The organism is Kitasatospora sp. NPDC114501 (assembly GCF_055633695.1).
In genome coordinates, this window is the sequence record NZ_JBVKDS010000021.1 from 131,343 (window position 1) to 147,814 (window position 16,472).

At 71.4% G+C, this 16,472-nt stretch carries 21 protein-coding genes and 1 pseudogene; 11 read left to right on the plus strand and 11 right to left on the minus strand.

Annotation, left to right across the window (positions count from 1 at the left end; genetic code table 11):
- Positions 1 to 55: 55 nt before the first annotated feature.
- From ACZ7RU_RS33035 to ACZ7RU_RS33065, 7 genes are all read left to right on the plus strand, one after another.
- The gene (locus ACZ7RU_RS33035) at positions 56 to 412 is read left to right on the plus strand and encodes an HU family DNA-binding protein (RefSeq protein WP_470344659.1); all 357 of its coding nucleotides are present in this window, start codon (positions 56 to 58) and stop codon (positions 410 to 412) included.
- The gene (locus ACZ7RU_RS33040; RefSeq protein WP_470344660.1) at positions 409 to 867 is read left to right on the plus strand and encodes a hypothetical protein; all 459 of its coding nucleotides are present in this window, start codon (positions 409 to 411) and stop codon (positions 865 to 867) included. The genes ACZ7RU_RS33035 and ACZ7RU_RS33040 overlap by 4 nt, the downstream gene beginning before the upstream one ends.
- A 600-nt stretch (positions 868 to 1,467) precedes the next feature.
- Positions 1,468 to 1,752 (plus strand): hypothetical protein, encoded by a 285-nt coding sequence (locus ACZ7RU_RS33045; protein WP_470344661.1) that lies wholly within the window; start codon positions 1,468 to 1,470, stop codon positions 1,750 to 1,752.
- Between the two features lie 82 nt (positions 1,753 to 1,834).
- Positions 1,835 to 2,419 (plus strand): hypothetical protein, encoded by a 585-nt coding sequence (locus ACZ7RU_RS33050; protein WP_470344662.1) that lies wholly within the window; start codon positions 1,835 to 1,837, stop codon positions 2,417 to 2,419.
- Positions 2,420 to 2,427: 8 nt separating this feature from the next.
- Positions 2,428 to 2,979, plus strand: coding sequence for a hypothetical protein (locus ACZ7RU_RS33055; protein ID WP_470344663.1), 552 nt, complete (start codon positions 2,428 to 2,430; stop codon positions 2,977 to 2,979).
- On the plus strand, positions 2,976 to 3,308 hold the full coding sequence (locus ACZ7RU_RS33060) for a single-stranded DNA-binding protein (RefSeq protein ID WP_470344664.1): 333 nt from the start codon (positions 2,976 to 2,978) through the stop codon (positions 3,306 to 3,308). The genes ACZ7RU_RS33055 and ACZ7RU_RS33060 overlap by 4 nt, the downstream gene beginning before the upstream one ends.
- A gap of 125 nt (positions 3,309 to 3,433) precedes the next feature.
- Entirely contained in the window at positions 3,434 to 3,793 is a 360-nt protein-coding gene (locus tag ACZ7RU_RS33065) for a hypothetical protein (protein WP_470344665.1), read from the plus strand.
- A gap of 338 nt (positions 3,794 to 4,131) precedes the next feature.
- Here ACZ7RU_RS33065 and ACZ7RU_RS33070 read toward each other — a convergent pair whose 3' ends face one another.
- The 6 genes and pseudogenes from ACZ7RU_RS33070 to ACZ7RU_RS33095 all read right to left on the minus strand — a co-directional run bounded on the left by ACZ7RU_RS33070 (position 4,132) and on the right by ACZ7RU_RS33095 (position 8,104).
- The gene (locus tag ACZ7RU_RS33070; RefSeq protein ID WP_470344666.1) at positions 4,132 to 4,830 is read right to left on the minus strand and encodes a phosphatase PAP2 family protein; all 699 of its coding nucleotides are present in this window, start codon (positions 4,828 to 4,830) and stop codon (positions 4,132 to 4,134) included.
- The gene (locus tag ACZ7RU_RS33075; protein WP_470344667.1) at positions 4,815 to 5,432 is read right to left on the minus strand and encodes a phosphatase PAP2 family protein; all 618 of its coding nucleotides are present in this window, start codon (positions 5,430 to 5,432) and stop codon (positions 4,815 to 4,817) included. The genes ACZ7RU_RS33070 and ACZ7RU_RS33075 overlap by 16 nt, the downstream gene beginning before the upstream one ends.
- On the minus strand, positions 5,429 to 6,076 hold the full coding sequence (locus ACZ7RU_RS33080) for a DedA family protein (RefSeq protein WP_470344668.1): 648 nt from the start codon (positions 6,074 to 6,076) through the stop codon (positions 5,429 to 5,431). Before ACZ7RU_RS33080 ends, ACZ7RU_RS33075 begins: the two co-directional genes overlap by 4 nt.
- A 185-nt stretch (positions 6,077 to 6,261) precedes the next feature.
- Positions 6,262 to 7,082 (minus strand): annotated as a pseudogene (uppP, locus tag ACZ7RU_RS33085) (undecaprenyl-diphosphatase UppP).
- A 330-nt stretch (positions 7,083 to 7,412) separates the two neighbouring features.
- A complete protein-coding gene (locus ACZ7RU_RS33090) occupies positions 7,413 to 7,688 on the minus strand; it encodes a hypothetical protein (protein ID WP_470344704.1) in 276 nt (91 codons plus the stop codon).
- On the minus strand, positions 7,589 to 8,104 hold the full coding sequence (locus ACZ7RU_RS33095) for a hypothetical protein (RefSeq protein WP_470344669.1): 516 nt from the start codon (positions 8,102 to 8,104) through the stop codon (positions 7,589 to 7,591). Before ACZ7RU_RS33095 ends, ACZ7RU_RS33090 begins: the two co-directional genes overlap by 100 nt.
- Before the next feature lie 136 nt (positions 8,105 to 8,240).
- Here ACZ7RU_RS33095 and ACZ7RU_RS33100 point away from each other — a divergent pair, with 136 nt between their 5' ends.
- Together ACZ7RU_RS33100 and ACZ7RU_RS33105 are read left to right on the plus strand one after the other, a co-directional pair.
- On the plus strand, positions 8,241 to 8,915 hold the full coding sequence (locus tag ACZ7RU_RS33100) for a response regulator transcription factor (protein WP_470344670.1): 675 nt from the start codon (positions 8,241 to 8,243) through the stop codon (positions 8,913 to 8,915).
- A complete protein-coding gene (locus tag ACZ7RU_RS33105) occupies positions 8,908 to 10,389 on the plus strand; it encodes a sensor histidine kinase (protein WP_470344671.1) in 1,482 nt (493 codons plus the stop codon). The genes ACZ7RU_RS33100 and ACZ7RU_RS33105 overlap by 8 nt, the downstream gene beginning before the upstream one ends.
- Positions 10,390 to 10,571: 182 nt before the next feature.
- Here the strand turns inward: ACZ7RU_RS33105 and ACZ7RU_RS33110 are convergent, their stop codons facing one another.
- The 5 genes from ACZ7RU_RS33110 to ACZ7RU_RS33130 form a co-directional block, all read right to left on the minus strand.
- Positions 10,572 to 11,714 carry an alpha/beta hydrolase gene (locus ACZ7RU_RS33110; protein WP_470344672.1) on the minus strand — a complete coding sequence of 381 codons (1,143 nt, stop codon included), beginning with the start codon at positions 11,712 to 11,714 and terminating at the stop codon, positions 10,572 to 10,574.
- A gap of 320 nt (positions 11,715 to 12,034) precedes the next feature.
- Entirely contained in the window at positions 12,035 to 12,250 is a 216-nt protein-coding gene (locus ACZ7RU_RS33115; protein WP_467572095.1) for a transposase family protein, read from the minus strand.
- On the minus strand, positions 12,247 to 12,873 hold the full coding sequence (locus ACZ7RU_RS33120) for a transposase family protein (protein ID WP_470344673.1): 627 nt from the start codon (positions 12,871 to 12,873) through the stop codon (positions 12,247 to 12,249). The genes ACZ7RU_RS33115 and ACZ7RU_RS33120 overlap by 4 nt, the downstream gene beginning before the upstream one ends.
- A gap of 32 nt (positions 12,874 to 12,905) precedes the next feature.
- Positions 12,906 to 13,394 (minus strand): hypothetical protein, encoded by a 489-nt coding sequence (locus ACZ7RU_RS33125; protein WP_470344674.1) that lies wholly within the window; start codon positions 13,392 to 13,394, stop codon positions 12,906 to 12,908.
- Between the two features lie 161 nt (positions 13,395 to 13,555).
- Positions 13,556 to 13,927, minus strand: a complete 372-nt coding sequence (locus ACZ7RU_RS33130; protein WP_470344675.1) for an RICIN domain-containing protein — start codon at positions 13,925 to 13,927, stop codon at positions 13,556 to 13,558.
- A 418-nt stretch (positions 13,928 to 14,345) separates the two neighbouring features.
- On the opposite strand from ACZ7RU_RS33130, the gene ACZ7RU_RS33135 reads away from it, so the two are divergent.
- The gene (locus ACZ7RU_RS33135) at positions 14,346 to 15,383 is read left to right on the plus strand and encodes a DUF932 domain-containing protein (RefSeq protein WP_470344676.1); all 1,038 of its coding nucleotides are present in this window, start codon (positions 14,346 to 14,348) and stop codon (positions 15,381 to 15,383) included.
- Between the two features lie 107 nt (positions 15,384 to 15,490).
- The gene (locus ACZ7RU_RS33140; protein ID WP_470344677.1) at positions 15,491 to 16,465 is read left to right on the plus strand and encodes a DUF4192 family protein; all 975 of its coding nucleotides are present in this window, start codon (positions 15,491 to 15,493) and stop codon (positions 16,463 to 16,465) included.
- The last annotated feature ends 7 nt before the right edge of the window (positions 16,466 to 16,472 follow it).

Below are 16,472 nucleotides of genomic sequence, written 5' to 3' on the forward strand. Positions count from 1 at the left end.
ACCACAGACCGTTGCCCGGCCCGGAACCACCACCGAATCCACCGCAGGAGTAACCGTGACCGTCAACAAGCGCGTCCTGATCGACCGCATCGCGCCCACGCTCGGGGGTCGGCGACCCGCCGCCCGCGCCGTCGAGGCGATCCTCGACGCCATCGTGCGGGCCGTTGTCGACGGCGAGCAGGTGTCCGTCACCGGCTTCGGCACCTTCCAGGCCGTCGAGATCGGGAGCCGGACCGCCCGGAACCCGAAGACCGGCACCGTGGTGCAGGTGCCGGCGCGTCGAGTCCCCCGTTTCCGTCCCCACGCGCGTTTCCGCGACTTCGCCGACGGCCGCCGTGGCGTGCCGCAGGACGGCATCGCGATCCGCAAGGACCCGAAGGGCACCCACACCTCGATTCGCGGTGCGGCATGAGCGGCCTCGCGGCGCGGCTGGCGGCACTGTTCGCCCAGTTCCAGCCCGAGCCGCCCACCCCGTACGTGCTGCAGCGCGACATCGACGTCTCCGGCGTCTCCGGCACGGGCGTGGTCGCGGAGGGCTGTATCTTCTCGGCGGCCGCCGGCTCCACGGGGGCCACACGCTGGCGCGGCGAGCGGGGATCGACCGTCGCCTGGGACCGCGCCTCCGACATCGAGTCGATCCACGGCCACGGCGGTGCGACCCGCGTTGTCTTGCTGCCTGTGCCCGCCATGCTCGCCGCGCTCACCTCCATCGCCGAACTCGGGCCACAGCGGGGGAGTGACGAGTGGGGACGCGGCTGGAACGAGGCGCTGCGCACGGTCCACGGCCTGGTCGAGCGAGCCATGGCGCCCCACCTGCCCGACGGTCGGGAGTCGCAGCGCAACGTAAAATCGAACTCAGGGATTTAAAGTTGACCTAAGTCTTCTTTGGTTGGAGGCTGGTCATGCCAGCTGGGAGTGCGAAACCCAGCTCCGCGTAGAGGAGTTGCGATGACGGTCGTCAACCATGGAGCGGTCCTGAGGGGCCTTCGGTCGATGGGGGGTGGGGGCACCATCTCCGGCCGGCGCCAGGTGTAGCGAAGGGGGTCGGTGATCGTCATCGCTTCCCTCGAGCCGAGCCGGTTCTCCGACGAGTGGGAGGGGGTGCGCATCCGCATCGTCGGCCGGACGGGCGGTGAACTCGACAGTAACGTCTTCCTGTTCTCCGAGCATGGCGTCCTGCCAGCGGGGGGGGGGGGGGCAACGGGCGGATCACCGCCTCCAATGCCGCCGACGTTGAGGGGCTGGACCCCCTTCGCACCGTTCGGCTGGCCCGGGCGGTCGCGGAGTACGTCGGCGCCTTCCAGTAGTGGCTCGGCGGTGGGCCCGCCCGGTCGGGGCGGGCCCACCGTGCTGCAGGGGGCAGGTAGATCCACTTAAGTCTGGTTTATTGATCCAGGTCTATTTCTGATGGAGGCTGGTACTGCCAGCCGGGGACCGCGAACCCCCGGCCCGACCCAGGAGAGACCGATGGCTTTCAGCAACGGGATCCACCCGCCCCTGACCGACGGGACGACCGTGGAGTACCTCGGAGACGCGGAGCACCTGCACCACCGGATGCTCACCACCCGCCGAGGCACGAGCACCTGCGACACGTACACCGACGAGACCGGCGCGCAGCAGCACCTGTACGACCTGCTCGACGGCGACGAACTGGTGCTGAGCCACGTGCACCCGAAGGACCTCATGGACTGGACCCCGCCGACGGACGAGAACGGGCAGCCGCTCAACCCCTTCTCCCCGGACCGCGGCTAGCCCGAGTGGCCCGGCGGCAGGTCGTACCTGCCGCCGGGCCCCGCAGCCGGCCTTCCGACCGCCACCGGACCAGGAAGCAACCATGGAACCGATCAAGGTCATCTACCACGGCAGCAAGACCGAGCTTCACGGCCGCACCTTCACGCTCACCGACAACGAAGACTGCGCCGGCCACCCCGGCGGCCCCTACAGCGAACTCGAGCCGTGCATCGTCCTCGTCGCCTACGACGGCACCGGCCTCCAACACGTACGCCCGGGCAGCTTCACCGTCCTCGCCCCCGACGGCGACCCGCTTCACCGCGACGCCCAGGACGGCGACTGGACGCGGCTTCCCGGCCGCCGCGACGTCCGTTTCGCCTACGCCGAGCCCGGCATCAGCCCGTGGACGGTGTGGATCCACTACTACGCGTTCACGGGCCGCTGGATGATCCTGTCCGAACGCGTGCGCCGCGACGACCACACCGCCAAGCGCTCCCGCTACAGCTCCCCGCGCGACATCCTCGCCTGGCGTATCCGCGTCGCCCTGGACGACCTTGCCGCCGACCGCAACCACGCCATCACCGATGCCTACGAACGCTGCGCCGACCGCCTCGAGCGGCGCATGCAGGCACTCGAACTCGGCACGCCCGCTCCACCGCCCGCCGACCACCCTGCTGCAACCCGATGAGAGGACCCATGCGCGTCTTCACCAGCACCACCTACCCGGACGACGGCCAGGCCGTCACCCCAGTGAGCATCGCCCTCCTGCGCGAGGACGGCGTCTCCTACTACGCCATCGACGGCTCGATCGGGCGCGTCCGCTTCGACCCCACCCAGATGATCGGGCCCGGTCTCGCCCACCTGCCCTGGTACGACGGCTGCCTCGACCGCCGCGACCCGGATGTGCGCAGCCGCGACCGGCTCGCCTGCGAACTCCAGTGGTTCCTCAAGAACACCCCCAGCCCCGAGCTGTGGTCGTGGTGCGGGGATAGCGACTACCTGCTCCTCGCGCGGATGTGCCGCCGGTTCGGCGCGCTGCCCCGCGACGTGCCGGACTGGGTCGGCAGCCTGCGCCAGGAGGCCCACCGCCTTGCCCTCCCCCTCTCGGACCTGCCTCGATGGCCGCAGCACAGGGACCACCCGATGGAGACCGCCCGCCACTTCCAGCGCATCGCCCGCTGCCTGGACGCCGCAGCCGCCACCGACCCCCGCGAGCTGGACGCCGCACGCCGGGGCGGTGCCTGGTGAACGTCTCCAACCACGCCACCTTGATCGGCAGCCTGCTGCGCAACCCGGAGTTCTACGAGGCGCCGGGCACGCTCGCCCGGGCGAAGTTCACCCTGCTACAGCGCCCGCAGCTCGCCGAGCCAGGTCGGCCACGTGACCCGCAGGCCAGACAGCTGACCGTGCGCTGCGTCGTCTGGCGGGACCTGGCACACAGGGTCGCCGAAACCTTGCAGGCGAACGACAGGGTGATCGTGGTCGGGCAACTCACCCAGCGCGTGCACCAGCCGCCCGGCGAGAGCGCCCGACTGCTGGTCGAGCTGACCGTCGAGGCGATCGGCGCCCTGCTGTAGAACCCGTGCCTGCGCCCTGCCTCGCAGGGCGCAGGCACGCCGCGCTGTTCGCCAGCCCCCGCCGCCCCCTGGTACACATAGACGACCCCGGCCTGGGCCGGACCGCAGGACGAAGGAGAGCACCGATGAGCGGCAAGGAGCCAGCCGCGCCGCCGAAGCGCAGCAAGACCCGTCGTACCGCGGCGAGCCCTGGCGAGCGACTCGCCGCCGCCGCCCAGGAGCTCCAAGCCGCGCTGGCGGCCGTCGAGGAAGCTGGCCTCGAGCCGATGGACCTCCTCGACCAGTTGCGTGAGCCGCTCGCGGCGGTCGACGACACCGCCACCAAGATGCGCGCGATGCGCCTCGAGGGCGTTCTCGCCGCGTACCCCGACCGGGCCGTGCCGGTCTACCGCATCTCAGAGACCTCGGGACTGGCCCCCGCCCTCGTCACCCGGTACGCCAAGCAAGCCGGGCTGGAACCGCGCAACCGTCGCGCGGGCAGCTAGCCGCCGGCCGCCAGCGTCCGTACCGCGGGCAGCGCCGCTAGTGGCTGGCCAGCGCCCCGGCGCACGCTCGCGCGTCCCCACTTCGAACAACGAAGTGGGGGCCGCTTGGGATCTTGCCGCGGCGCGCGGAGTTCGAGCTGTATCCCCAAAGCCGCAGCGCTATCAGAAGCGATCTTCTACCACGGAGCGTGAGTGTTCCGCTGTCTCGGCGACAGCCCCAGCGGTTTGTGTGTCGAGGCCTGCTTTGAAGTGCGCGCCCAAGACCGGCCAAGCAGGATGATCAGCACATCCTCTACACCTGCTCCCGTCCTGGCGCACATAAGGCGTGCCCAATGTGTCTACCGTGCTGTCGTTGGCCGGTCTACCGTCGCTTTCTCGGGCGTCGGACGGCCCGGCGACCGCAGGAGCGCGGCGCCGAGGAGCAGCCAGGCGGTGGCGAGGAGCCAGCCGCCGAGGACGTCCAGCGGCCAGTGCACGCCGAGGTAGACGCGGGTGGCACCGATGACGCCGGCGAAGGCCAGAGCGAGCGTGATGGCGGCCCGGCGTGCGCCGGGGTGGGTGCGGACGACGACGAGGCAGAGCAGGCCGGCGCAGACGGTGGCGGTGAAGGCGTGACCGGAGGGGAAGGCGAATCCGGAGGGGGTGAACGCCCAGTCCGAGGCGGGCGGCCGGGGTCGTCCGAAGCCGTGCATCAGGCCTTGGCGCAGTAGTTGGCCGACGATCAGCCACAGCGCGGGGGCAAGCAGGAGCGCGGCGGCCGCCCGGCCGGAGTGACGGGGCAGGTAGGCGCGGACGAGGACGACGCCGGCAGCGAGAGCGACCAGGTAGGGGAAGGCACCGGTGCCCAGCGCGGTGATGGCGCTGGCGAGGGTGACGGCGGCGGGAGGCCGGTGGGCGACTGCCCAGTCGACGGCCGCCTGCTCGAACCCCAGGGGTGCCCATCCGTTCGAGTCGAGGGCCACGGCGATGATGGCGAACGCCACGGCACAGATCGTGATCCAGGGCACCGCCTGCCGCGGGGTCATGCGGTCAGCCATCTGCGCATTCTCCCCTCGCGGACCCGGTCGACCAGGGGTGTGGCGCCGTCGGCGAGCAGGCCCAGGCCGTAACCGGCAGCGGTGCCGACAGCGGCGCCGAGGGCAACGTCGTGCGGGTAGTGGACACCGACGAGCACCCGCGAGATGCCCATCGCGACTGCCAGCAGCAGCGCGAGCATGCCGAGGCGGCGATCGACCTGCCACAGCACGGCTGCGGCGGCGAAGACGATCACGGTGTGGTTGCTGGGCAGCGACCAGTCCCCGGTGGCGGGGCAGGCTTCGAGGGTGCGTCCGGCGTCCAGGACCTGGCACGGGCGGGGCTCGCGCAGGACGGACTTGAGGAGCGTGTCGGCGGCGAAGGCGAGGACGACCACCAGCGGTGCGGCCAGCGCCCGGGCCAGCGTTGCGCTGTCTGCGCGGCGGGCGCGCCACCAGGCGAGGAGCATCAGCACGGCGACCAGGGCCAGGCCGTAGGCGGAGAACGCCGCGACAGCGTGTTGCAGCGGCCCGGGCAGGTGCTGGGCCCACTGGTCGATGCGCAGGTACAGGCCGTCGTCGATTCCGCGGCCGTCGAGGGCGAGCGTGCTCGCCGGGCCGGTCATCGGGCCCTGGCCTGACGGCGGGAGCGCAGAACCTCCAGGACCAGAGGCAGCAGCGACACCACGACCACGACGGCGACGATCGGCAGCAGGTAGTGGTCGACGTTGGGGATCGAGGAGCCCAGCGCGTAGCCGGCCATCACCAGGCCGACCGTCCACAGCAGGCCGCCGACGACCTGCCACAGGGTGAAGGTGCGGGCGTTGACGCCGAGCGCGCCGGCCAGCGGGTTGAGGACGGTGCGCACGACGGGGACGAAGCGGGCGAGGACGACGGCCTTGCCGTGGCCGTAGCGGGTGAGGATCTCTTCAGCGCGTACCGCGCCGTCGTGCAGGTGCTTGCTGCGGGAGCGGGCGAGCAGGGCGCGGCCGCCGCGGCGGCCGATCAGGTAGCCGACCTGGGCGCCGGCGAGGGCGCCGACCGCAGCGGCGACCAGGACCTGGCCGAGGTTCAGGTGGGGGCCGCTGTGCGCGCCGGTCGTGCAGAGCAGGCCCGCGGTGAACAGCAGCGAGTCGCCGGGGAGGAAGAAGCCGACGAGCAGGCCGGTCTCCGCGAACATGATCACGGCGATGCCCAGCGCGCCGAACGCGGCCAGCAGTGAGCCCGCGTCCAGCGGGTTGACGGCCAGCAGGGCCGAGGAGGTCAGCATCGTGGCGCCTTTCCGAGTGGGGCTGCCGGCCGACGCGCCCGGCCCGATCGCGGGAGGTCCCTCCCCGCGGTGGCCGGTGTCGTGTCCGGACAGTCATGTCCAGCATGACCGAGCGGCGCTGAAGGGTTCCTGAAGACCTGAAGGTGTCTTCAGGAACCGCTCGCGCGGGCCCGCCCGGAGGAGTCTCAGTGGATCGTGCCGGCGTTCGGACCCAGGACACCTGCGGTGACCAGGCCGATGATCAGGATGTGGTAGATCACGAACGGCAGGAAGCTGTGGTGCGATATGTACGTCAGGCGGTCGCCGCGTAGCCCACCGCGAAGGCGATCAGCGTGGCCAGGGCGGTCGGACCCCGGGCCGGTCGGGCCCTCACCGATCTTGGACAGTTCCAGGGCGCCGGACGCCAGCACGGCGGGGATGGCGAGCAGGAAGGAGTAGCGGGCGGCGCCCTCGCGGCTGTGACCGAGGAACAGGCCCGCGCTGATCGTGCCGCCGGAGCGGGACACGCCGGGGATCAGCGCCAGTGACTGGGCCGCACCGTAGATCAGTGCGTGCGGGAAGGTCAGCTGGTCGACCGTGCGGGCGTTTCGGATCGCGCGGGTGCGGTCGGCCGCCGCCAGGATCGGGCCGAAGACGATCAGCGTGGTGCCGATGATGCGCAGGTCGCGCAGCTGGGTCTCGATCGTGGCTGGAACAGCTTGCCGAGGACCGCGATCGGCAGGGTGCCGACGATCACGAACCAGCCCATCCGAGCGTGCGGGTCGCTGCGCAGCGCGGGCTTGAACAGGGAGCGGGCCCAGGTGGAGACCATCGCGGCGATGTCCTTGCGAAGTAGATCAGGACCACGGACTCGGTGCCGAGTTGGGTGACTGCGGTGAACGCGGCACCGGGGCCGTCCCAGCCGAGCATTTGCGGAGAAGACCCGCAGGTGGGCGCTGGAGGAGACCGGCAGAAACTCGCTGAGTCCTTGGATCAGGTCGAGTACGGCCGCGTGGAACCAGCTGATCACCGGACGCCTGCCAGGCAGGTCTGCTGGGCGTTTCGCATCGTCTCTTCCCGTTCCGGTCGTGGGAGGGACCGGGCTGCCGCCTCCGCCGGGCGGGGATTGGGCACCACGGCCCGGGGTGGCGGCCCTCGGACGGACGGCACCCGCACCGGTGGAAGCGCTTACCTGTTTCGCGCTCCAGTGCCAACGGGCAACGCGGTCATCATGGCGGAGCCGGGCTGACCGTTTCCTGAGGACCCAGGCCGAGGCGGTGATGGCGGCGTAAAGCCGGTCGGGCGGGCGCTCCGGGGGAAGCTCCCCGCCCGACCGGGGCTGGGTGGGCGCGGACGGTCAGGCGTCCGCGCGGGCCGGGCGGCGGGACCCGACGGTTAGCCGTAGGACGGCGGCGGCGATGATCACGGCCAGGACCAGGCTGACTGGACCGGTGCCCAGGTCAAGGCCTCCGCGCGGCCGGCTGACACCGGCCCAGTCGGCGAAGCAGGCGCCGAGCGGGCGGGTGAGGGGGGTCAGCCACCGATGACGGTGTTGGAGGTGATCGCGAAGGAGGCACCGTCGACGGTGACCGCGTGCCGGACGCCGTCCGGACCGAGGACCACGGCCTGCCAGGCCCGACCGCCGCCGGTGACGGACACCGGGTGCAGTGACTCGACCCTGCCGCCGGGCACGGCGGAGGAGGCCTTGACCACGGCGTCCGCGGCGTCCAGCGACGGCAGCGGCGCAGGCACCTGGGCCGCGCCCGCGTCGCCCTGGAAGACCTGCTGCTCGCTATCGTGCCCGTCCGCACGGTCCGCACGGGTGTGATCGTGGCCGCGGCCGTCGGTGTGAGCGATGGCCCGGTCGTCCCTCTCCTCGAAGCCGTGGTGCGCGGCGACCGCGACCGCGCCGCCGGCTATCAGGACCACCGCCGCGGCCGCGCTGGCCCACCGGCCGCCGCGACCGGGCCACCACCGCCGCGCTGGCTTCTGCTTCTCGTGCGGTTCCTGGAACTCATGCCCGCCCGCGGACTCGTCCACCGTGCTCACCCCGGCTCCCAGAACGCCTCCGGGCCCCATGCCCGGTCGGTCGATGGGCCCAGCATGGCGAGTGAGCGCTGAAGGATTGCTGAAGACCTGAAGACGCCTTCAGTTACTGCGCCTGGCGACCTGCCACCCTGGGGGTATGCGCGTACTGGTGGTGGAGGATGAACAGCGGCTGGCGTTGGCGATCAAGCACGGCCTGGAGGTCGAGGGATTCAGCGTCGACATCGTCCACGACGGCCTGTCCGGCCTGGCCCGGGCCACCGACCACGCCTACGATGTGATCATCCTCGACATCATGCTGCCCGGCCTGAACGGCTACCGGGTGTGCTCGCGGCTGCGGGCCGCCGGAAGCGTCGCCGGCATCCTGATGCTCACCGCCAAGGACGGCGAGTGGGACGAGGCCGAAGCCCTCGACACCGGCGCCGACGACTACCTGTCCAAGCCGTTCTCCTTCGTCGTCCTCATCGCCCGTCTCAAGGCCCTCGCCCGCCGGATCGGCTCCCGCGCCCCGCAGCGCACCGTCCTCGGCGACCTGGTCGTCGACTCCGCCGCCCGCACCTGCACCCGTGCCGGCACTCCGATCGCGCTCACCCCTCGCGAGTTCGCGCTCCTGGACCACCTCGCCCGCCGGGCCGGCGTAGCCGTCTCCAAGCGCGACCTCCTGGAGGAGGTCTGGGACTCCGCCGACAGCGACCCCAACACCGTCGAGGTCCACATCAGCGCGCTGCGCCGCAAGATCGACGCCCCGTTCGGCCGCAGTGCCGTCCAGACGGTGCGCGGCTCCGGCTACCGGCTGGCGGCCGACGGTGGTTGACCGGACCAGCGGGCCTTTCCTCTCCGTCCGCCGCCGCGCCGCCGTCGCCATTCGGCGACTCACGGCCAGGCCCCGCATCGCGGCGCTGATCGCCCGTCTGGCACCCCGGTCCGTCCGCACCCGCACCACACTCGCGGCCTGCGCGGGCGTGGCGGCGGTGCTGCTGGTCGCCTCGGCGGCCGTGCTGCTCCTCCTGCGGGCCAACCTGGTACGCAGTGTCGAGGCCGGTGGCCGCGAGCAGGCCCAGGTGGTGGCCCGGCTCGCCGCCGGCAACCGTCTGCCGAACCCGATTCCGCTCGACCACGGCACCGACTTCGTCCAGGTCACCGACGCCGACAACGCCGTCGTGGCATCCAGCCAGAACCTGGCGGGTCGACCCGCGCTCACCCCGACCGGCGGCATGGACGGGCACGACACCTTCGACCTCGCCGCGCTCGGCGACGAACACCACCAGCGTGTCACCACCCTCACCGCCGACACTCCCGCCGGACAGGTCACCGTGCGTGTCGGAGCATCCCTGCACACCGCCGACACTGCCGAGGACCTCACCACCGCCGCCCTCGCCGCGCTCAGCGGCCTGCTCGTCGCGACCGTCGGCGTCGTCACCTGGAAGGCCACCGGTCGCGCCCTGCGACCGGTCGAGGTGATCCGCTCCGAGGTCGCCGCTATCGGCGACCGCGACCTCGACCGGCGGGTGCCCGAACCTGGCAGCGACGACGAGATCGCCCGACTCGCCCACACCATGAACGCCATGCTCGACCGCTTGGAGGCGGCCGGGGTCCGCCAGCGCCGCTTCATCGCCGACGCCTCCCACGAACTGCGCAGCCCGCTCGCCGTCCTGCGCACCCAGCTGGAGGTCGCCCACACCCACCCCGACCCCGCCGTCCGCGCCGCCATGGTCGCCGGGGCCCTCCAGGACACCGACCGGCTCCAGTCCCTCGCCACCGACCTCCTCCTGCTGGCCCGCCTCGACGCCACCGGCCATGACGGCCCCACCGAGCAGGTCGACCTCGCCGACCTGGTCCGCACCACGGTCGAGGGACGCGGCCCCCAGCCGCACGACCTCACCCTCGACCTCACCGACGGTCTCACCACCACCGGCAACCCGATGTGGCTCGGCCGCCTGCTCACCAACCTCCTCGACAACGCCCAGCGCCACGCCCGCACCGCGATCGCCGTCCGCCTCGCCTACGAGCCCGCGGCCGGGCGTGCGGTCATCGACGTCACCAACGACGGGCCGGCGATCGACACCGCCGACCGCGAGAAAGTCTTCGAACGCTTCACCCGGCTCGACGACGCCCGCAGCCGCGACGACGGCGGCACCGGCCTCGGCCTGTCCATCGCCCGCGACATCGCCACCCTCCACGGCGGCACCCTCACCCTCGCGGACGCTACCGAAGGCTGCACCTTCCGCACCCGCCTCCCCGCCCGCCCGACCGGGTCGAGCCGGCCAGCGGCGGATGACCGGCCCTGACCGGCAGACCTGCCCCTGAGGACGTCCTCCATCCGCCGGAGCCACGTACACCACGCCGCACCGGGGACGGACGGAACCCCGGTGCCCGGCCGGCGATGGCCGACCGCGTTCGACGCCGGTGCCCCTGGTGGCCGGCTCCACCCCGGGCGGCCGCCGGCTGTGACGCCTGGCCTGGCAGGCGCCTAACGCGAGGGAGAAAGGGGTGCGGCCGAGGGCGAAGCGCCCGGCCGTGCGGGGGCGGAGAGGTGGGTACTGAGCCAGCTGAGGGACGGGGGCAGCAGACGGATCCAGGTGGTGAAGTTGTGTCCCCCGGTGTCGACGGTCGCCTGGGTGACGGTCATCGGCGGGCGTGCGGCGGCGGCGAACGCCCGCGAGTCGGCGTAGGTGCTGCCGTCCTCCTTACTGTCTGCGAGCAGGACAGGTACCGGGGGTGCGGGCAGGTGTGCGAGTCTCCAGTTGAGGTCGGCCTGGTCGCGGCGCTGCTGGCTGCCCGCGAACAGGTCACCGGTGGTGAGGTCCTCGGCCGCTTTGAAGTAGCCGGACAGCGACACGGCGGCGGCGAACACGTCGGGGTGCTCCATGGCGAGCTTGAGCGCGCAGTACCCGCCGGTGGAGTCACCCATCACCCCGAGGCTGCCGCCACCGGTGAGGATCCGGTAGGACGCTCTGAGGTCCCGCGGCACGTCCGTGGTGAAGTACGTCTGGGCCTGCGGGCCTCCGGGGATGTCCTCGCACTCGCTGTCCTGGGGCATCGAAGGCGACGGCCGCATCAGCACCTGGATGGTGGGCTGCATGACGCCGCTCCTGATCAGCTGGAGCTCGGTCGCCGGGTAGCGGAGCTTGGTGATCAGGTTCTTCGCATCGCCGGGGAATCCCGTCATGACGACGACCGCGGGGAAGTGCTGGTCCTTGAACGGCTCCTGGAAGTACTGCGGCGGAAGGTAGACGTAGCCGTCGGTGGACAGCCCGGTGGAGCCGCCCGGGATCCGCACCCGGTCGAGCCTGCCGACCTGTGCCGGGTCCTGGCCCAGGCTGCCGGTCGCGGGCGCCTGCTCGCGCCCGAGCAGCTGCACGCCGGCCGCCCCCGTACCGGCCGCGGTGCCGGGGGACGGGCCGGTGCCCTGGATGGTCGCCGACCCGCTGTTGTGGCCCAGGAGGTCGCCCCAGCTGCTGTAGAACACGAAGTAGTCGTTGGCCAGCAGTCCGAGCGTGCACAGCAGCAGGACTTGGGTGGACACGATGGTGGCGAGCCGGCCGAACATCGCGGGCCAGCTGCGGTACGCCAGCCGCGGCCAGATCCACAGCGTTCCGAGTACCGACAGCATCGCCAGCACGGTGCACAGTGCCAGAAGCTTGTGACTGGTCAGTCCCACAGGTCGCGTCACCACCGTTCGGGGCCCCTCCTCCAGTCTGCCCACCGACGTCGGCTCCCTCCATCGGATACCTTCCTTGACCTGGCGCCGTCGCTCGGCGGCGGTGCGCGCTCCGGGTAGCGGCGGGGTTGGCCGGCGGCCGTCCGGGCCGTTACGGACACCGACACACTGAGTGGTGTGCATCGTGAAGTGGCAGGTCACGGGCCTGGTGTGCGTCGGTGTCGGGGTGCTCACGCTGGTTGCGGGCGGATGACTTCGGTGAAGATCGTCGGTCAGCGGGCGACTTCCCGGTTCGTCAGGACCAGCAGGGCCCGCACCAGCGCGGTCGCCCACTTCGGGTCGGTGCGGACCTTGCCGAGCACGCGCCAGTTCTTCAGGTGCGCGAAGCCGTGCTCGACCGGGGCCCGGACCGCGGCCAGCGCCTTGTTGGACAGCTTCTGCCCCCGGGTAAGGGGCCGGTTGCGGGCCGCCTTGTAGCCGGTGATCACCGCCGGGTCAGCATCGGGGCCGCTGTCGTCGAGGCCGACGAAGCCCAGGTGGCGATCGCGCCGAGGCCGGCCGCGCGCAGATGGGCGGTCAGTTTGTCGTGGCGGCACGCGGTGATCTCCGAGGTGCGTCCGGGGCGGACCGCGCTCACCCAGACCAGGCGGCCCTTGTCGTCGGTGAGCGCGATCACGAGCAGGCCGTGGCATTTGTGCTTGCCGGAGTAGTTCTTCCGGTTCTCGGTCCCAGTGCGGCGGCGGGTGCGTATCAGAGAACCGTCCAGCAGGACCACCCCGCCACCCGATCGGGCGATCTTCTTGAGTGCGCGGTCCAGACGCGGGGCGCGGGCGGCCAGCAGGCCGACGACCTCACGCACCCACCGGGTCACGGTGGTGCGGTGCACCCCGTTCCCGCCGGCCAGGTCGCCGGGCCGCTGGTCACAGCGCAGCACCGCCAGCACGATGCCGGCGATCCTCCCTGCCGACAGGGCCCGCCACCGCGATCCGATCTTCTTGCAGTAGCCGCGTACCAGGTCGGCGAGCCAGTTCAAGGTGGCACTCGACAGCGGCAGGCGGGCGGTGTAGACAAGACCGTCGGGGCCCTCGACGAGCCCGTTGTTTTTCTTCACACCAAACTCAACTGCCGCCGGAGGCCCTCCGGTTACGCCCCTGCGGCGTGCAGGGGCGGGACGGCTACAGCCGTGCGGTGAACTTCCCGTCGCCGCGTTTGTGCAGCCAGCCGCGGTCCGCGAGCTTGACCAGTTTCGCCCCGCAGCGGCTCCAGCTTCCCGCGCACCTCCACCTGAAGGCCCAGCTCTTCGCCCACCGTCCTGACCTGCACCGGACCGCCGGCGGCTCGCACGATCGCCAGGATCCGGCGGTAGTCGTCGGGCAGCGCGGTCTCGTCAACGCTGTCGCCGCGGTGCGGGACCAGCAGCATCGCACGCCCGCCGACCTGCGCTGACGCCGGTGCGACAGCAGCCCGTTCCCCAGCTGTCCGCTCGCTCATCCGCGTCAGGACCCGCTCGGCGACTGCGAGTTCGTCCCGCTCGGCATTCACCCCGTCCAACTGCTTGACCAGGTGTTCTTCCAGCTCGTCCAATTCCGCGCGGCGCGCGGCGATCCGTTCCAGTACCTCGGGGTCCACCATGCCCGGGAGCGTAGGAGCATCGCGGGCTGGAACGGGCCAGAACCCACGAAGACCTCCCTGCCCGACGATCTACACGGCAGACTGCCCCGCGTGACCAGCACGAGCACCCCGACACCGACGCACACCAGGCCCGTGACCTGCCACTTCACGATGCACACCACTCACTGCTGGACGCGGGCGCCGTTACCGGTCTGGGAGTTCTCCACCTCCAGGCACTTCCCGCTGTTGGAGTTCCTGATGTACTCGTAGTCGCCGTGCCATTCGCCGTACCAGCGGGATCCTGCCTGGCCGACACAGTCCCACTGCTGGACGGTGGCACCGTTGCCCGTCTGGGAGTTCTCCACCTCCAGGCACTTGCCGTTGAAGGTGTGGATCAGCCAGTTGCCCGCGAGGCTCTGCGCCTCGGGGGCGGCGGCCGGGCTCGTGCGGATGGCCGGGCGCGTGCCGACCGCGGCGGCGGGGCCGGCGGCCAGTGGTGCGGCCAGCAGCACCAGCGCACCGCTCAGGAGGGCGGCCGCGTTTCTTGGGATCATGGAAATCTCCTCGGTTGGCATCCATGGGTGGGTGGATGCCGACTCCCTTCCCTCGTGTGGCATCCGACACGCTGAACTGCGCTTCGCTGAGGGGAAGTTGGTCGATCCTGACCGAATTTGCAGCCGCCCCCCACGTACGGATGGGGCCGCCGTTGTTAGGCGTTGCCGCCGGGTCCGCTGTGGCCTGGTCCTCGGCCTGTGGGCTGGATCCGGGACGCGCCCTGGCCGCCTTCCGGTCGGCGGGCGCCGTGATCTCAGCGCGCTGTTCGGTTGGGGCGGAAGTGTCTGAAGTTCGCGCCTCGAAGGGTGTGCCCAAGGGCGCCCGTCTGACAATAGACTGGGGTCAAGAAAGCAGACGGAAGTCAGCTTCGTTGCCCGCCCGGACCGCGAATCCGGGCAGACCTCACAGGAGACACCCATGCGCGACAGCGACGTCATCACCGGCCGGGCCGACCTCGGCGCCATCGACAACACCACCGGCGAGGCGGCCTTCTACTCCCACCGCCAGCCCGCCTGGCACGGACTCGGCACCGTCACCGAGGAGGCCAAGACCAGCGAGGAGGTGCTGCACCTCGCCAAGCTGGACTGGGAGGTCGAGAAGCTCCCGATCCTGCCGATGAACAAGGGCAAGCTCGGCAAGCGCATCCCCAACCGCTTCGCCACCGTCCGTACCGACACCGGCGACTGGGTCGGCGGCCTGGTCGGAAACACCTGGACCCCGATCCAGAACCGCGACGCCTTCACCTTCCTGGACGAGCTGGTCGGCGGCGGCCACGTCACCTACGAGACCGCCGGTGCCCTCGACGGAGGCCGGGTCGTCTTCATGTCCACCAAGTCCCCGAGCATCACCCTGGACCCCGAGGGTGCGGCCGACCGCATCGACCTGTACACCCTGTTCGCCAACTCGCACGACGGCCGCTCCGCCGCCGTCGCCGTCGAGACCCCGGTCCGGGCGGTGTGCACCAACACCCTCGACCTCGCCGTCAACGAGGCCCAGCGCGTTTGGAAGGTCCGCCACACCGCGACCGCCCTTAGTGACCTCGAGGAGGCCCGGCGCACCCTCGGCTTCACCGAGCGCTACGCCGCAGCCCTGGAAGCCGAGGCCACCACCCTGTACCAGCAGGCGATGACCAACCAGGAGTTCGACAAGCTGATCACGCGGTTGTTCGGGGCCCCGAGCAAGGACTCGCGCAAGCACATCGTCGCCGCCTTCGAGGAGCGCCGGGACCGGCTGCACCACCTGTTCGCCGAGGCCGACACCCAGGACAACATCCGGGGCACCCGCTGGGCCGCACTCCAGGCGGTCATCGAGTTCGAGGACTACTTCCGGACCGTCCGGTCCCCCGAGGACCTCACCGAGCAGGAGCACCGCGCCAACCTCGCGATGACCACCCTGCTGCACGACCAGAAGAACCCGACCAAGGACGCGGCGAAGGCCCTGCTCCTCGCGGCGTGACCCGGCGGCCGGGGGCCTGCGGGCCCCCGGCCGACCGTTAGCCGCTCCACGTCACTCCGGTCGCGCCCCCGACGGCGCGACCCCGCCACCTGGAACGAGGAATCGCCATGTCCGACAACAGCCCCCACATCCTCGCGATGGCCGAGCTGGCCGACTTCACTGCTTGTGCGCTCGGCCGCGAACCGGCCGGCGAGATCGTCCTCGCCGAGTTCGGCGAGCCCCTGCGCCTGCTCTGCGCGGACATCCCCGAGGACCCGAACCGCCTGTCGTCCTTCGCCCGGGCCTTCATCGGCGACGTCAGCGAGTTGCCCGCCACCAGCGCAGGGCAGCGCAGCGTCGCTGTGCTCATCTATGCCCGCGCCGGCCACAGGGCCGAGGACGTCGACCTGTACGCCGCTGTCTGGCACCACCTCGCCGTCGCGTGCGCGCGGCATGGCCTGACCGTCATCGAAAGCCAGTTCATCACCCCCACCCATTGGCGGCCCCTGCCCGTTCAGCTGTCCGCTGCCTTCAACCCCCGCGCTGCCATGCCGCCGACGGGCGACCGGCACGCCGCGGACGACGATGAGGAGGACGGGGGCATGGTGGCCGAGATCCAGCGAGCATTCGCGCAGGAGCTGGAAGTCGGCCGCGAGGTCACCAAGCAGAACCTCATGTCGCTGCTCGATGCCATGCTGACCGGCCGCCGCGGCATCGAGGAGCTGACCGCCGCACAGGCGGCGCAGCTGCTCCTTGCGGTCCAGAACGAGGACTTCCTGAACATGGCCTCGGCCTACTGCGAGCCCGCCGAAGTGAAGCGGGCAGTGGAGATCTGGTCGCGCGTCGCGGCCCTGGGTGTCGGCCCATACCGCCATCTGGCCGCCGCGCCGCTCACCCTGCTGGGCATCGCGCTACTGCTCGACGGGAATGCGCAGGAGGCCGGAGGTGCGTTCCTCTTCGCGCTGGATGCCAAGCCCGGGGGTGACCAGGCGCAGGCGCTGCTGGAGTTGTTGTCCCTGGATGAGCGCGACCAGCTGGCTGGCGTGCAGGGGACCGTCGCGGCGGAGCTGCGGGCAGCCCTGAGCCGGCGGCGCGAGCAGTAGTCGGAGG

Bases quoted from the DNA above. Each gene is read 5' to 3' on its own strand.
- ACZ7RU_RS33040 (WP_470344660.1), top strand. From the start codon at position 409: ATGAGCGGCCTCGCGGCGCGGCTGGCGGCACTGTTCGCCCAGTTCCAG.
- ACZ7RU_RS33045 (WP_470344661.1), top strand. From the start codon at position 1,468: ATGGCTTTCAGCAACGGGATCCACCCGCCCCTGACCGACGGGACGACC.
- ACZ7RU_RS33050 (WP_470344662.1), top strand. From the start codon at position 1,835: ATGGAACCGATCAAGGTCATCTACCACGGCAGCAAGACCGAGCTTCAC.
- ACZ7RU_RS33055 (WP_470344663.1), top strand. From the start codon at position 2,428: ATGCGCGTCTTCACCAGCACCACCTACCCGGACGACGGCCAGGCCGTC.
- ACZ7RU_RS33065 (WP_470344665.1), top strand. From the start codon at position 3,434: ATGAGCGGCAAGGAGCCAGCCGCGCCGCCGAAGCGCAGCAAGACCCGT.
- ACZ7RU_RS33070 (WP_470344666.1), bottom strand. From the start codon at position 4,830: ATGGCTGACCGCATGACCCCGCGGCAGGCGGTGCCCTGGATCACGATC.
- ACZ7RU_RS33075 (WP_470344667.1), bottom strand. From the start codon at position 5,432: ATGACCGGCCCGGCGAGCACGCTCGCCCTCGACGGCCGCGGAATCGAC.
- ACZ7RU_RS33080 (WP_470344668.1), bottom strand. From the start codon at position 6,076: ATGCTGACCTCCTCGGCCCTGCTGGCCGTCAACCCGCTGGACGCGGGC.
- ACZ7RU_RS33100 (WP_470344670.1), top strand. From the start codon at position 8,241: ATGCGCGTACTGGTGGTGGAGGATGAACAGCGGCTGGCGTTGGCGATC.
- ACZ7RU_RS33110 (WP_470344672.1), bottom strand. From the start codon at position 11,714: ATGCTGTCGGTACTCGGAACGCTGTGGATCTGGCCGCGGCTGGCGTAC.
- ACZ7RU_RS33125 (WP_470344674.1), bottom strand. From the start codon at position 13,394: ATGGTGGACCCCGAGGTACTGGAACGGATCGCCGCGCGCCGCGCGGAA.
- ACZ7RU_RS33130 (WP_470344675.1), bottom strand. From the start codon at position 13,927: ATGATCCCAAGAAACGCGGCCGCCCTCCTGAGCGGTGCGCTGGTGCTG.
- ACZ7RU_RS33135 (WP_470344676.1), top strand. From the start codon at position 14,346: ATGCGCGACAGCGACGTCATCACCGGCCGGGCCGACCTCGGCGCCATC.
- ACZ7RU_RS33140 (WP_470344677.1), top strand. From the start codon at position 15,491: ATGTCCGACAACAGCCCCCACATCCTCGCGATGGCCGAGCTGGCCGAC.